General features: G+C 38.8%; 11 protein-coding genes. 6 read left to right on the forward strand and 5 right to left on the reverse strand.

Annotated features, from left to right (window positions below):
• Window positions 1-383 precede the first annotated feature (383 nt).
• Window positions 384-1,775, reverse strand: a complete 1,392-nt coding sequence (locus tag H6G18_RS23440) for a sensor histidine kinase (protein WP_190409496.1) — start codon at window positions 1,773-1,775, stop codon at window positions 384-386.
• A 113-nt stretch (window positions 1,776-1,888) separates the two neighbouring features.
• Here H6G18_RS23440 and H6G18_RS23445 point away from each other — a divergent pair, with 113 nt between their 5' ends.
• Window positions 1,889-2,581 carry a response regulator transcription factor gene (locus tag H6G18_RS23445; RefSeq protein WP_190409497.1) on the forward strand — a complete coding sequence of 231 codons (693 nt, stop codon included), beginning with the start codon at window positions 1,889-1,891 and terminating at the stop codon, window positions 2,579-2,581.
• Between the two features lie 706 nt (window positions 2,582-3,287).
• Here H6G18_RS23445 and H6G18_RS23450 read toward each other — a convergent pair.
• Together H6G18_RS23450 and H6G18_RS23455 are read right to left on the reverse strand one after the other, a co-directional pair.
• A complete protein-coding gene (locus H6G18_RS23450; protein WP_313954458.1) occupies window positions 3,288-3,791 on the reverse strand; it encodes an MFS transporter in 504 nt (167 codons plus the stop codon).
• Between the two features lie 134 nt (window positions 3,792-3,925).
• On the reverse strand, window positions 3,926-4,327 hold the full coding sequence (locus H6G18_RS23455; protein WP_190409498.1) for a fasciclin domain-containing protein: 402 nt from the start codon (window positions 4,325-4,327) through the stop codon (window positions 3,926-3,928).
• A gap of 162 nt (window positions 4,328-4,489) precedes the next feature.
• Between H6G18_RS23455 and H6G18_RS23460 the strand changes: the two genes are divergently transcribed.
• The 4 genes from H6G18_RS23460 (at window position 4,490) to H6G18_RS23475 (ending at window position 10,891) form a co-directional block, all read left to right on the forward strand.
• Complete coding sequence (locus H6G18_RS23460; RefSeq protein ID WP_190409499.1) at window positions 4,490-5,422, forward strand: putative 2-dehydropantoate 2-reductase; 933 nt, start codon at window positions 4,490-4,492, stop codon at window positions 5,420-5,422.
• 74 nt (window positions 5,423-5,496) lie between these two features.
• Window positions 5,497-8,529, forward strand: coding sequence for a valine--tRNA ligase (locus tag H6G18_RS23465; RefSeq protein WP_190409500.1), 3,033 nt, complete (start codon window positions 5,497-5,499; stop codon window positions 8,527-8,529).
• Window positions 8,530-8,655: 126 nt separating this feature from the next.
• Entirely contained in the window at window positions 8,656-9,099 is a 444-nt protein-coding gene (locus H6G18_RS23470) for a hypothetical protein (RefSeq protein WP_190409501.1), read from the forward strand.
• A gap of 229 nt (window positions 9,100-9,328) precedes the next feature.
• On the forward strand, window positions 9,329-10,891 hold the full coding sequence (locus H6G18_RS23475) for a glycosyltransferase family 39 protein (protein ID WP_190409502.1): 1,563 nt from the start codon (window positions 9,329-9,331) through the stop codon (window positions 10,889-10,891).
• A gap of 9 nt (window positions 10,892-10,900) precedes the next feature.
• Here the strand turns inward: H6G18_RS23475 and H6G18_RS23480 are convergent, their stop codons facing one another.
• On the reverse strand, window positions 10,901-11,581 hold the full coding sequence (locus tag H6G18_RS23480) for a GntR family transcriptional regulator (protein ID WP_190409503.1): 681 nt from the start codon (window positions 11,579-11,581) through the stop codon (window positions 10,901-10,903).
• A 75-nt stretch (window positions 11,582-11,656) separates the two neighbouring features.
• Here H6G18_RS23480 and H6G18_RS23485 point away from each other — a divergent pair, with 75 nt between their 5' ends.
• A complete protein-coding gene (locus H6G18_RS23485) occupies window positions 11,657-13,258 on the forward strand; it encodes a 2-isopropylmalate synthase (RefSeq protein WP_190409504.1) in 1,602 nt (533 codons plus the stop codon).
• 219 nt (window positions 13,259-13,477) lie between these two features.
• Here the strand turns inward: H6G18_RS23485 and H6G18_RS23490 are convergent, their stop codons facing one another.
• On the reverse strand, window positions 13,478-15,556 hold the full coding sequence (locus H6G18_RS23490) for a tetratricopeptide repeat protein (RefSeq protein ID WP_190409505.1): 2,079 nt from the start codon (window positions 15,554-15,556) through the stop codon (window positions 13,478-13,480).
• Window positions 15,557-15,746 lie beyond the last annotated feature (190 nt).

Below are 15,746 nucleotides of genomic sequence, written 5' to 3' on the forward strand. Positions count from 1 at the left end.
TTAGATTGTTAGTTTATTATCTTAAACATCGTTGTATTCCAATGCCGAGGCTTTGCCCCCCTGAGAATATGGCGATCGCATAATTCATATTGTGATTCAGCAACGCCTCAATTGAAGTCTACTTTATTTGGTGCAGAGTTTTACAACGTTGTCATAAGGGTTTCAGGCTACAAAAGTTAGAGGGTTTCAAATGGTACAGCCCTCCATAGCGTGTTAAGTCTACTAAATCCTTCGCTAACGCGTAAAAGTAAGTTTTTTCTATAAGCCTTACAAGACAAAGCTTTTGGAAGTTAAGTGGCGGTAAATGACAGGCTCGCTGATCCCACCCCTATTATCAAAATGTATCTTGAAGGCTTTCTTCAATAATTTTCAATGCCCTTGTGTTAATCATTTTTAAAGATTCTCTGAGGAATCATGATAGTAAATGTCGTACCTATAGCAACTTCACTTTCTACGATAATTTCTCCTTGATGACGCTCTATACATTTTTTTACAACTGCTAATCCTAAACCTGTTCCCGCAATATTTTCAACATTTTGACATCGGTAAAAAGGCTCATATATTTTATGTTGCTCTGCTAATGGAATGCCAATTCCTTTATCAATGACTTGGAAAGCTATAGCTTCTGCTTCGGATTTTAGTGTTAAATAAATTGTGGCTTCATTGATTGAATATTTTATAGCATTTAATAACAAATTGCTAAGAATAGAATACAAAAGTTTTTCATCAATATTTCCTCGAAAAATGGAACTATTTTTTTTAAATTTTATTCTATTAGATGTTGTAGCAAACACCTGTAAATCTTCTACTAGATTTAAACAAAAATTTTCTAAATTTATCACTTGCGGTTTAAACTCTAACTGACCTGCTTCTGCTCTCGTTAAAGTTAATATATCTGTCAATATATGATTCATCACTTTAGCAGAAGATTGAATACGAAAAATATTCTTTAAGTGCTGTTGTTCTACTAAACTTTCAAGACTCTCCCTTAATAACTGTGACGAAAGTAAAATTATACTCAAGGGTGTACGAAATTCATGAGAAATCATTGAAAATAATTGAGTTTTTAAATCTCCTATTTTCTTTTCTTGAGCTAAAGAAGATTCTAAGTTTCTGATTTGCTCTCGTTTTATCCATTGCTTTTCAAGAATTATACATAAACCAAGAATTACTATTAAAATTAAAAATATACTAAAAACTTCTAGAAAAATTCGGAAATGAATACTTTGTTTTGATTCTTCTAATGAATTTTGGAGATAAGTTTGTTCTTCCACTTTAATATCTGCAATTATCTTCAAGATTTTTTCTCTAATATAAACGCTGCTATCGGTAATATTATTTTGTTCCAATAAGGCTTTTTTATCTTCTTGGTAAAGTTCTATAGATTGTTCTAAAAGGGATAATCTTTGATTGACTAATGAAGTCAAACTTGCCAATCGTTGTTCTTGGCTCCTAGTAGGATGTATTTGTTTTTGTAATATTTGCAGTTGAGACTGCATATCTGCTTTTGCATTGTAATAACGCTGCAAATCCTGACTACTGCCTAAAAAAATATATCCTCGTCTAGCCGATTCTGCGGCAGTCATTGCGCCATAGAAATTTGTCAAAGCATTGAGAGTTTGATATGTTTGCTGCACCCTGTTAGCTCCATGTTTAATTTCATCTGTGTTCTTCAATGAAATTGAACAGACAACTACCATCAGCAACAGGGTTAAACCAAACCCTCCCATAATCCATTTTCCTTGGAAAGGCCTTCTTATTAATTGCTGAGTCATATATTGAGTTAAACAATAGTTGCTTGCTTATTTTATACGTAAAAAATAAAGCATACATGATAAATTTAAGGTATTGCTTATATAGTTGCCTGCTGCTAAATCAAGGATAAAATATGCGAATTTTAGTAGTTGAAGATGATACTCAACTCGCAGAGGTACTAGCAGAGGCGCTCAACAGACGGCAATATGTTGTGGATATTGCCAAAGATGGAGAAGCAGCTTGGAACTCTACACAATCAATGAAATATGATTTAGTAGTGCTGGATATAACCCTGCCTAAGCTGGATGGAATTAAGTTTTGTCACCGATTACGTACTATCGGCATCAATAATGCTGCACATCGTAATTCAGCTATACCTGTGTTAATGTTAACAGCCCGTGATACAGTAGCTGACAAGATTGCTGGGTTAGATGTCGGTGCAGATGATTATGTAGCAAAGCCATTTGATTTAGAAGAGTTAATGGCTAGGATTCGTGCGTTACTCAGAAGAGGTAGTTCCAGCAGCACAGTCAGTCTGTTATGGGGAAAATTGTACCTAAATCCTAGTACCTATGAAGCTGCTTATGATGGCTACCCTCTATCATTAACTCTAAAAGAATATGCAATTTTAGAATTACTGGTTGCTAATGGTAGACGAGTACTAAGTCGTTCTAGCATTATTGAACAAGTTTGGTCAATTGATGAATCCCCTGTTGAAGAAACAATAAGATCCCATATTAGGTGTATTCGACAAAAACTGAAAGCATTAGGTGCGTCGGAAAATTTCATTGAAACCGTTCATGGACTAGGTTATCGCTTGAAATAGTCATCATTATCCTCATACATAAGCAGCATTAAAATTTTAGTAAGCCTTATCTACACAAATTCTACACAAACTCTACACGAGGATTGCATATCAGTGTAATATTCTCAGGTTTGAAATTAAAAAGATAAATATTAAATTCAATTTTTAAATATTGAATTTAGTATTCAATCATTTTCTATTTAAGCATTTATACAGGGTAGCTAAAATTTACTTGATTTGGAGTGTTCAAAAAGAGTTGAGGTTTGTTGTGAATATGGATAAATATGATCGTGGTAGTGGTAGATATTACAATCTGCTAAGTTAATTAATGAGCCTTGCCCATCTATTACTTTCTATGATATTGATGAATAGAAAGTAATAGATGGGCTACTGTATACCTTCATAGCTAATGCTTACTCTCATTGACAGCTTTTTCAACTCTTCAATCCGACAGCACCCCCGTTTCCATAGCTGTCTTTGAGTTTTATCTACAGGATGATAATAAGCCCAAACACTTCCATCTGGTGCTTCATAACGGAACTTGGAGTCTCTGAAGTTCTTGTTTCAAAGTATGATCGCTCCGTCTCGAAACGGAGAAACATTGCCTAAAATGACATAAACTAGGCAAAGATATCATTAGTATCTCTTATCAATTAAGGCTAAAAAAGGGTAATTTTTACAGAATTTTACAAGTTTGCCCCTGCTTGCACGAACCTTCTATTTACGCCTATGAGCGCAATCGAGAAGGGACTTCCTGCCAAAATAGGGGAATTGCGATCAAACCAGAAATTAACTGAATGCCGCCAAAAATGGCCAAAGAAATCCCAAATCCAAAGTGCAGTAGTTCTCCAAAGATCAGGCTACCAATACCAAATCCCGTGAACAAGGTAAACACTTTGAGTCCCATTGTTTGACCTAATTTATTGCCATCTCCCAAGTCGGTCACAATACCCACAAACAAAGGTTGTGTCAGGTCGTACGCTAATGATAAAAAAAGAACCGCTATCGTCGTCACATGGGCGGGAATATTGAAAATCATTACAAGACCAGCTAAAGCTGCCATAACTAGTCCTGATGGAATGAGCCAGCGTCGTCCCCAACGATCAACGGCTCGACCAATGAGGGAACTCAATAGTAATCCCGGAATGCCGTAACCGAGAATAGTCAAACCAATGGTCAAGGCATCCATGTTGTAACGTTGTGACAAGTACAACCCTAACCAGGTATACACACCAGAGTGGTAAATCCCATTCCACAAAACATACGCATAGGTTCGTTGTCCTCGAAAAGTAGTTAATATCTGGCTGTATCCTCTAAATATCTGACGGACACTAGGTAATTTTTCGACACTGGGTGTATCGAAAATTAACCCATCAAAATTACAGTATCAATAACGTGAATCACACCATTATCAGCTTCGATATCTGCGGCTAAAACCGTGGCATTTTTCACCTCGAAACCATCAGCACAATCAATTTTAATTGGTGAACCTTCCACAGATGTGACCGTACCAAGTTTTGCTAAGTCAGCCTGCTTCAGTTTGCCGGGGACGACATGATACTTTAAAATTCTCGTTAATTGGGGAATATTCTGCACCAAAGTTTGTATAGTTCCTGGGGGTAATTTAGCAAAAGCATCGTCATTGGGTGCAAAGACAGTAAAAGGGCCTGGACTTTTTAATGTTTCTACTAAACCAGCAGCTTGTACAGCTGTCACCAGAGTTTTAAAACTATCGGCACTAACTGCAATATCAACAATATCAGCCATCTATTTCACCTTAATCTCTACCAAAATTTTAAATTATAGTAAAACAGTTTTAATTTTTATCAAAAAATTGTGTGAGCCGATGAAGATAACATAATCCGTAAAACAGCTTGTTTGTAGATACTGATCTATGATAATTATCAAAAAAATCTTAACAGATAATTTATGAGTGAACGCAAGTACGCCATCTTAGGAACTGGTGCATTAGGCGGATTTTATGGTGCTAAATTGCAAAAGGTGGGTTTAGATGTCCACTTTTTGCTCAAAAGTGACTACGAACAAGTCAGTCAAAATGGTTTAATTGTCGAGTCTAAGGACGGTGATTTTACCCTACCCCAAGTTAATGCTTATAACGATGTGGCAAAGATGCCAAAATGTGATGTGGTAGTGGTAGCCCTGAAGACCACACAAAATCATTTACTATCGAAGTTATTACCACCTGTTGTTAAAGATGATGGGGTAGTTTTGGTATTACAAAATGGGCTTGGTATTGAAGAAGAAATTGCCGATATTGTTGACAAAGTTCATGTGATTGGTGGGTTGTGTTTTTTATGTTCTAATAAAATAGGAGCCGGGCATATACGTCACCTAGACTATGGACACATCACTTTGGGTGAATATGCTGCTGGATATTCAACTATCGGCATTACAGACAGGATGGTGCAAATTGCCCATGACTTTCAAACGGCGGAAATTTCAATTGAATTAGCCGAAGACTTATTATTGGGACGCTGGAAAAAACTGGTGTGGAATATTCCCTACAATGGTCTATCTGTAGTTCTCAATGCCAGAACGGATGAATTAATGGCAGACACCTATACTCGTACATTAGTTAAGCAATTAATGTATGAAGTCAAAGCAGGGGCGAATAGTATGGGGCGAACAATTCCTGATAGCTTTATTCACACCATGCTTGATTACACGATGAAAATGAAGCCTTACCGCACGAGCATGAAAATCGACTATGATGAGTGCCGTCCCTTAGAAGTAGAAGCGATCGTTGGCAATCCATTACGCAAAGCCCAAGCCTTAGGTGTAAACTTACCGCAAATTAGCTCTCTATACCACCAATTAAAATTCCTGGATGGGAGAAATTGAATTGGTCAACAGTCGCCAATTCCCAACCCTGTGGCAAAATTTATTAGAGTCCTTCCAAACTGAAATTTCCCAGAATGACCGCAACTATTCCCAATCTTCCCAGTCTCTACGATCCTTTTACCACTGAAGCGAAGTGGCAAAAATTCTGGGAAGAAAACCAAGTTTACAAAGCTGACCCTAACAAGAGTGGTGAACCTTACTGCGTCGTGATTCCGCCGCCTAATGTGACTGGTAGTCTGCACATGGGTCACGCCTTTGAGAGTGCGTTGATTGATGCGCTGGTGCGCTATCACCGGATGCAAGGGCGTAATACCTTATGGCTACCGGGAACTGACCACGCCAGTATTGCAGTACATACAATTTTAGAAAAACAACTCAAAGCCGAGAGCAAAACTCGCCAAGAGTTGGGACGTGATAAATTTTTAGAACGTGCTTGGCAATGGAAGGCGGAATCAGGAGGAACAATTGTTAATCAGCTGCGACGTTTGGGTGTTTCGGTGGATTGGTCGCGGGAGAGGTTTACTTTAGATGAGGGCTTATCTAAAGCTGTAGCAGAAGCGTTTGTCAGTCTCTACGATGAAGGTTTAATTTATCGTGGGGAATATTTGGTCAATTGGTGTCCAGCTACCCAGTCGGCTGTGTCAGATGTGGAAGTGGAATCAAAAGAGGTCGAGGGTAATCTTTGGCATTTCCGCTATCCTCTGACGGATGGTTCTGGTTTTGTGGAGGTAGCGACGACTCGACCGGAAACCATGCTGGGGGATACAGGGGTGGCTGTTAATCCCCATGATGATAGATATAAACATCTAATTGGTAAAACCTTGACTCTGCCAATTATGCAACGGGAAATCCCGATAATTGGTGATGAGTTAGTTGACCCCGCTTTCGGTACGGGTTGCGTGAAGGTGACTCCAGCCCATGACCCGAACGATTTTGAAATGGGTAAGCGTCATAATCTGCCATTTATTAACATCCTCAATAAAGATGGTACGCTCAATGCCAATAGTGGAGAGTTTGCCGGACAAGACCGCTTTGTGGCGAGAAAGAATGTTGTGTCTCGCCTAGAAACAGATGGTTTTTTGGTGAAGATAGAAGATTATAAGCATACCGTTCCTTATAGCGATCGCGGTAAGGTTCCTGTTGAACCTTTATTATCTACTCAGTGGTTCGTTAAAATTCGCCCGTTAGCAGATAAGGCTTTAGAATCCCTGGACAAAGAAAATAGTCCAGAGTTTGTTCCCCAACGCTGGACGAAGGTCTACCGTGATTGGTTGGTAAATCTCCGAGATTGGTGTATCTCTCGACAATTGTGGTGGGGTCATCAAATCCCGGCTTGGTATGCAGTGAGTGAAACTGGTGGACAAATCACCGATACCACGCCTTTCGTTGTGGCTAAATCCACTGATGAAGCTTGGGAGAAAGCTAAAGCCCAATTTGGGGAGAATGTCCAACTAGAACAAGACCCAGATGTATTAGATACTTGGTTTTCTTCAGGACTGTGGCCTTTTTCTACCTTAGGCTGGCCAGAACAAACCCCAGATTTAGCCAAATACTACCCCACCACTACCTTAGTTACAGGCTTTGACATCATCTTTTTCTGGGTAGCCAGAATGACGATGATGGCTAGTCACTTTACAGGACAAATGCCCTTCCAGACTGTTTATATTCACGGTTTGGTAAGGGATGAAAATAATAAGAAGATGTCGAAGTCTGCGAATAATGGGATTGACCCACTGTTGCTGATTGATAAATACGGTACTGATGCCTTACGCTACACCTTAGTTAAGGAAGTGGCTGGTGCTGGTCAAGATATCCGCTTGGAATATGACCGGAAAAAGGATGAATCACCCTCAGTGGAAGCATCACGTAACTTCGCTAATAAGTTGTGGAATGCTGCCCGATTTGTGATGATGAATTTGGATGGACAGACACCTGCACAATTAGGTGAACCATTTAGCAATGAATTAAGCGATGGCGTTCCTCTCAGCCTAGCTGATCGCTGGATTCTTTCCCGCTATCATCAAGTTATCAAACAAACTACCAATTACATCGATAACTATGGTTTAGGGGAAGCAGCGAAGGGAATTTACGATTTTATTTGGGGGGATTTTTGCGATTGGTATATTGAACTTGTCAAATCCAGACTGCAAAAGGACGCAGACCCAGCATCCCGCAAGGTAGCACAACAAACCCTCGCCTATGTATTAGAAGGGATATTAAAGCTACTGCATCCCTTTATGCCCCATATTACAGAAGAGATTTGGCAGACTCTCACCCAACAATCGGCAGATTCTCCTCAAACTTTGGCTTTACAAGCCTATCCCCAAGCAAATGCAAACTTGATCAATCCAGGTTTAGAAACACAGTTTGAACTGCTGATTGGTACTATCCGTACAATTCGTAACTTACGCGCCGAGGCGGAAGTGAAGCCAGGGGCGAGAATAATTGCAAATCTGCAAACTGACAGTGAATCAGAACGGCAAATTCTCACAGTTGGACAATCTTATATTCAAGATTTAGCCAAGGTGGAAACTTTGACTATCGCTGATGCACAACGGCCGCAAAGCGTTACAGACAAGAAACCACAAAGGGGTTTGAAGACTATTGGCTTGGTTATTGTCGCTCTTGTCTTTGTCCGGGTGGCTTTCGCCGTAGCGGATACAATTGATAATATTCCCTTCTTTGGCACTTTCTTTGAAACTGTTGGTTTGGGCTACGCTACTTGGTTTATCGCCCGTAACTTATTATCAAGCCAAGCTAGAGAAAGGTTCTTAGCTAAATTCTTCGCCCCACGCGCTGATAAGAATCTGACAGCGACAGCACCACAACCTCCACAAGAAGCAGAAAAATCTATAGCGGGTGTGGTTGGGACTGTACAAGTGGTCATCCCCTTAGCTGGTGTGGTGGATATCGAAACCCTACGTGCCAAACTAGAGAGAAGCATCAGTAAAGCAGAAGCAGAAGCGCAATCTCTTAAAGGTAGATTAAGTAATCCTAAGTTTGTCGATAAAGCGCCTGCTGATGTGGTACAAAGCGCGAGAGATGCCTTAGCCGAAGCAGAAAAACAAGCCCAAATTTTGCGCGATCGCCTACGTGATTTAGCATAGTTGCAATAGGTAATGGGAAATTTATCACTTTCTCATTACCTCTGGAAAAGCTAAAAATTATCCAAAAATTAAAAATTAAAAATACTAGAGAAACTTAAAATCTAATATGAAAGCACAAATAAGGTCATGCTATATCTAGCCCAGGTACATAAAAATGAATTTTTAGACCAGTATCAGCTAAGGTTATTAGCACGTCAGGAAGCCGATAATCTCTGGACAATAATTCCAGAAGAAGCTTTTATTCTCCTGGGTAAAAGCAACATCATAAGCGAAAACTTGCTAGTTTTAGTGGAGCTTTCCCTTACAGGTGATATCGAAAAATTAGAAGATGCTAGTAACTGGGTACTAAGTATAGTACAAACATATCTTACCACTGGTATGACTCCTGATTTGTTGCAACAAGAAGTAGAACAAGCAGAACAGTGGCGACAATCCCTAACTTTACAAAACCAAGACTTGGCACGTCGTTCTTTAGAATTAGAAGCTCGTCGTGAGCAAATTCAAGCTTTGGAAGAAAGTCTGAAACGCGAGAGGAATGGATATCAAAGAGATATAAATGATGATTCTTAAGTAACTTAAAATTTAAGGAATATTACAGACTATCAATTATACGTGATTATAATTTTATGATGAAAAATCATAAATTTGTAATTCAACAGTTTAGAGAACGCTATATTTACAATTTATAAATCATACTTGCTTGCGGAATACCGCATATTTAACACTAATGTTTTTAATAAAACAAGCATTAGTGATTTGGTAAATGTTTGTATTTTTCTACTGCTGTTAAAAATAAATTATGGAAAACAAAATATCACAAGAACGTTATAAATTTCCGCATTGGTTGCTAATTATTTTAATTGTTTCATTAATATTAGGCATTTTTTTGAGATTTTATCATCTTGATCAAAAAGTTTACTCTTTTGATGAAACTTACTCATCAACTTATATCTACGGACAACATTCCCAAGCATACAAAAATTTTGGTGGTTCTGTTCTCAACATCAGTGAAATTAAAAAATATGTGTTTATTGACCAAAATAAAACTTTAATTCAATCAATTGAACAAGTTATTAGCAAGTTATATGTATTTCCTCCATTTTATCCAATTCTGACACTTTTATGGTCATATTTACTCAACAATTGGTTTGATAATGGATTAGTTATTCAAAGAAGTTTAGTAGCACTATTAAGTGTGATTGCAATATTGGGAGTTTACTGGTTAGGATTAGAACTATTTTCATCTAAAACCACCGCTTTGGTGGCGGCAGTAATTCTAGCTATTTCTCCCTTTCATTTGCAGTATGCTCAAGTCATACGTCCTTATAGTATCTTGATAACAACTACAGTAATTGCGTGTGGATGTTTACTAAAAGCCATGCGAATTAAAAGTTTATTTTGGTGGGTGATTTATGGATTAAGTGTTGTTATTGGACTTTATGCCAATGTGCTATTTGGATTTGTATTAATAGCTCATACAGCTTACGTTTTGATTAATGAAAAATTTAAAAATTTTCAGATTTTAATTCCTTTTTTCTTAACCTTGGGAATTAGTACTCTGATGTTTTTACCTTGGTTATGGGCTTTTGTTAATTCCAGTATGTTGGGATATTCGGTCGGGCAAGTTTCTGACCGCAGTTCTGTTTTGGGATTAATCAATGCTTGGTTGAAGGGAATACAAAATCTTTTTCTAGATTTATATCATCCCTTTTTCTCTCCTAATTGGTTTAAGGCGTTGCAATGGTTTTTTACTCCGATAGTATTAGCGATCGCCGCAATTTCTCTCTACCATCTTTGTCGATATGCACCAAGCAAAATTAGAAACTTCCTCCTAGCGTTGGCAATTTCCGCAGGGGTGAGTTTGATGGTAAAAGACTTGCTCACTGGTAGTTCTATTACGACCCGGATGCGGTATTTAATTCCTTTTGCTTTAGCCGTTGAACTGATAGTTGCCTATTTGATTGGTAGTTGGTTGACTGCTAGTCAGTCTTCACGCAGGCGATGGGGACAGTTTGCTCTATCAGTCCTGATTTTATGTGGTATTAGTTCGTGTCTGGCAATTTCTTACTCACCATCTTGGAACGCTTTTGGTAGTCCCCATTTTCCCAAAGTCTCGGAAATTATCAGTTCAGCCAATCGCCCATTGGTTCTATGTACAAATTTGGATCGGGCATTATCTATGAGCCATTTGGTTGACTCAGACACCAACTTTCAACTGATTCAAGATGATATCGCAATCCCTGATAGCTTTGATACTGTTTTTCTTTTGGAAGTATCACCAACAACATTCAAAAAACTGGCAACAAATTATAAACTGGTCAATACTTATCCACAGGGTAGATTGTTTCAAGTAAGCAAGTAGCTCCAAATTTTAACTAGTCACGGCTTTTTGCTCTAAATAAGCCACTAGCTGTTCTCCCGCACTGTCGATATGTTGTTTAAGTAGGGGAACAGCTATTTTACTGTCTCGCTGATGACAGGCATCCAAAAGTTGATAGTGTTCTTTTTGAGAACGTTCTTGATAATCCATTTGCGCCATCTGTACACGCACATAGCGATCGCAGTTTATCTGTAATGTCTGAATCATGCCTAGTAGTCGGGGACGTTCAGCCGTGGCGTATAGTGTGGCGTGGAATTCCCAATTTAATTTCGCTAATGCGCCAGCATCGGTTGCTTGGTTGCTGGCTTCCAGAATTACAGCCGCTTTTTCTATATCTACTTCCCTAATGTTCGGGATTGCTAACTGTATCGCCGTCACTTCCAAAGCACTGCGAATTTCACAAATTTCTTGCAATTCCGCCGCCGTCAGCACGGAAACCATCGCCCCACGATTCAGGTGCAGTGTGACTAAGCCTTCCGCTTCTAACTGTCGCAACGCTTCACGTACAGGAATACGACTGACACCAAACTGTGTAGCAATCTCATCTTGTCTGAGGGATTGTCCTTCTTGAAAAATACCGCGTAGAATCGCTTCCCGCAGTGCATCAGCAATTAAATCGGGGGTGCTACGTTGTTGTTGCAGCACGTTGGCTACTAGTTCATTTAAATTCATAATTTATATTGTATACAATTAAGGATATTGTATACAATATCCAAAGTAATTACCTTCACCTTGTGGGAGAAAGTTATGAGCATCGAATCTCAAGCAGACAGAGTTATCATCTTCGACACCACCCTGAGAGACGGAGAACAGTCACCAGGCGCAACCCTGAATGTAGAAGAAAAACTAGCGATCGCTCATCAACTAGCTCTCCTTGGTGTAGATGTAATTGAAGCGGGTTTTGCTGTGGCTAGTCCCGGCGATTTCCAAGCCGTCAAAACTATTGCCGAACAAGTAGGGGTAGCTGGTGGCCCGGTGATTTGTAGTTTGGCTAGAGCCGTGCGCCAAGACATTCAAGCTGCCGCCGAAGCCTTGAAAGATGCAGCACGTCCGAGAATCCACACCATGATTTCCACCTCGGATATTCATCTGCAATATCAGTTGAAAAAGTCTCGTAGCGAAGTATTGGCGATCGCCCAAGAAATGGTTGCCTATGCTAAATCCTTTGTAGACGATGTAGAATTTTCGCCTATGGATGCAAGCCGTACTGATCCAGAGTTTTTGTATCAGGTGTTAGAGCAGGCGATCGCCGCAGGTGCAACTACAATCAACATTCCCGATACCGTTGGCTACTGCACACCAAAGGAAATGGGTAACTTGATTCAAGGGATTCGCCAAAACGTCCCCAATATTGAGCAAGTAATTCTCTCGATTCACACCCAAAATGATTTGGGTTTAGCAACAGCCAATGCTTTGGCAGCAATTGAAAATGGTGTACGTCAGGTAGAGTGTACGATTAACGGTATCGGCGAACGGGCAGGAAATGCAGCCTTAGAAGAAATTGTCATGGCTTTGCAGGTACGTAAACACTATTTCAATCCATACTTTAGCCGTGCAGTAGATAGCGATGTACCCTTAACCAACATCAAAACCCAGGAAATTTATAAAACTTCTGCCTTGGTGTCCCAATTGACAGGGATGTTGATTCAGCCAAATAAAGCGATCGTTGGCGCTAATGCTTTCGCCCATGAATCTGGCATTCATCAGGATGGAGTGATTAAGCATCGCCAAACTTACGAAATTATGGAGGCTGCATCTATTGGTTTGCCAGAAAACAAGATAGTTTTAGGTAAGCACTCTGGTAGAAACGCTTTTCGGACACGTTTGAAAGAATTGGGCTTTGAATTGAGTGAAGCGGAATTAAACAAAGCCTTCAATCGCTTTAAGGAAGTCGCTGATAAGAAAAAAGAAATGTCTGACTTGGATTTAGAGGCGATCGCGCGAGATGAAACCCAAATTCAAGCAGACAGTGGTTTCCAGATAGAACACGTCCAAGTAATCTGTGGTGACTGCACTTGCCCGACTGCAACTATCACCATTGTCACTCCTGAAGGCAAAATTATTACTGATGCCAGTGTAGGTACAGGGCCAGTAGATGCAGTATACCAAGCCATTAATCGACTAGTGCAGATACCCAATCAATTAATCGAGTTTTCTGTACAGTCAGTGACTGGGGGGATTGATGCACTAGGAACTGTGACAATTCGCTTGGAGTATCAAGGACAGATATTCTCTGGACAAGCATCAGATACTGATATCGTGGTTGCTGCTGCTTACGCTTATGTCAACGCCGTCAATCGTCTTTACAGTTACATGGAAACTCAAAAGTCTTTGTCATTAGTTATGTAGTTAATAAAGAAATAGGGTTTCATGGATTGATGCGAATCTTCCACGAAACCCTTTTTTAATGCTGAATATGTCGTGATATACGTCATATTCTTGTTTTTGGTCTTCTGCATCCGTAATACCTATGGTTTAGGGGAAGACTGGGCTAGAGCAGGGCTTAATCCACCTAGCCAGAGAACAAAGCTGAGAATCGCAGCTAAAAAGTAAGTTAACTTTTTTTACTTACTTATTAGTGCTGCTGCGTATTGTTACTGCAATTAATTCTTGAAAATGTTCATTATTTGCAATCTCATCAAAATCTATATCAGTTGCAGCATCTTCTTTATATCTAGGATTGAGATTGATTGCGTGTTCCAGATTAGCTAAAGCTAAATTAACTTCTCTTTGCAGTGCGTAACAAGCGGCTTTATTATAATAAGCACTGGCATAGTCTGGTTTAATTTCTAGTGCTTTATCAAAGGAAATAACTGCTTCATCATCAAGTCCTAATCTAACCAAGGTGTAGCCACGTTTATCCCATATTTTGGGGGAATTTGGTTGAAATTGTAAAGCTTTATCAAAAGAAGCGATCGCTTCCTCATATTCTTCTAATTCTATCAAAGCTAAACCACGATTTAACCAAGCAATTGCATCATCTTCCTTAACTTGCGTCGCTTTATTAAAAGCCGTAAATGCTTCTTGATGTCGGCGGATATTTCCGAAAGCCACACCCAAATCACACCAAGCTTGATGATAGTCTGGTTGAATTTTAATAGCCTGATTGTAAGATTTTATGGCATCTTTGAAACGGTTTAATCTTGCCAGCGTAAGACCACGCTTAAACCAAGCTACAGCGTCATCAGATACAATTTTAACGGCTTGTTCGTAATAGGCGATCGCTTCTTCATAATTCTTTTGAGAAAACAGACTATCTCCCTGCTGAATACACTCATCAAAACTTAATTGCGTCTGTTCATTTTCATCTGCTAATTTCTCCAGATGAATTTCCTGTATTTGCTTTCTTTCTGAAAACACAGCAGTTTTATTTTCCATCAATTCTGAGAGAATTGAATCTTTCTGTTTTTGAGCATCTATTTTTAATTCGGATAAATAGGATGCAAACTCTGACTGAATTTTTGTTAATTCTTCCTGCTTTTGTCTCGGTAATTCAGATACTTGAAATTGCAATAAATTCTTCCATTCTTCTAATCTTGCCAAAACTCTATCTTTTTGTAGTTGTAAATCTGATTCTGATTTAGACAACTGCTCTATAAATTCTAGCTGTACTTGGTTTAAATGATGCCATAAATTATCTTTTTGATGCTGGGTTTCTAATTGTAATTCTGATACTTGAGCGTTAAAAATATTTCTTACTTCTTGAATATTATCTAATTTAATATCTTTTTGTTGTTGTAAATCTCGCTGTGACTCAGATATTTTTATAGTAAACTCTGACTGTAAGCGAATTAAATTATCCCAAATGTTATTTCTATGTTGCTGAGTCTCAGCCTGTAATTTTACCAGATGATTATTAAATTCAAACCTAGAAGTATCTATATTTTCTAAAACTAAATTCTGGTGTTCTTCAGCCTCTTTTTGTAATTCTGAAAGTTGATTACTAAGTTCTGCTACTATCTTCCCGATATTTTCCAGAGTTATATGTCTTTGCTGTTGAGTATCTAACTCAGATTGAGAAAGTTTATTGGCAAATTCTAGCAGTAAACTTTCTATTTTGCTTTGAAAGTTTGCAATCTCTATAGATATTTGTGCTAAGTTATCTGTTTTTGCCTGCAATAAATCAGATGTCACAAGAGATAAATTGTCTTGCTCAACTTTAATTTTTTGCTGTAGAGACTCAGTTTCTCTTTCTAAGAGCCGATTAATGCTTTTAGTATCTTGGATAAGATTTTCGGCATCTTGTTTAACAATAGTTAACTGATTCTCTAGTTTTTCTACCCCCTCAAATTGGGACATTGCTCTATCAACAATTTCCCGAATGGCTACTCGTCGGAACAACCAAAATAAAACAATAATAGCAACTGGAAATAAACTGAGGATAACTAACCAGATATTGAGTAGGATGGTTGTCCGGTTAAAAGCTTGCTCAAAATCAGCTTGTATTTGTGCGCGATCATCTCTTTCTCCACGCAGTCTGACTAACTCTTCCTTTTCTTGATTAGTTAGTACTTGGGCAATAATATTTGGTTTAGAAGTAGATGGTGTAACTTCTCCACTGCTAATATCAGCACACAGCAGCAAGGATAAAAAAACTGTAGCGCTTTTCAAGAGAAAGGATACAACAAATTGATTCTTGCTCTTCATTACAACCATCCTCATTAGTTGGTCAATTTTTGAAGCGTTGTGCTTATCTCCTAATCTATAACAGAATTTTTAATTTATAAAGAAAAACAAAAACCCCATTTTCGTGTAAGAAAAGGGGGTTTTTGAGTAGAGTATAGAACCTGGCACCGAGCGATTGTGGCGTAGGGCAACCCCTAAACTATCGTAGCCG

Origin of the sequence: Anabaena subtropica FACHB-260 (genome assembly GCF_014697105.1) — a bacterium.
Taxonomy (GTDB): Bacteria; Cyanobacteriota; Cyanobacteriia; order Cyanobacteriales; family Nostocaceae; genus Trichormus; species Trichormus subtropicus.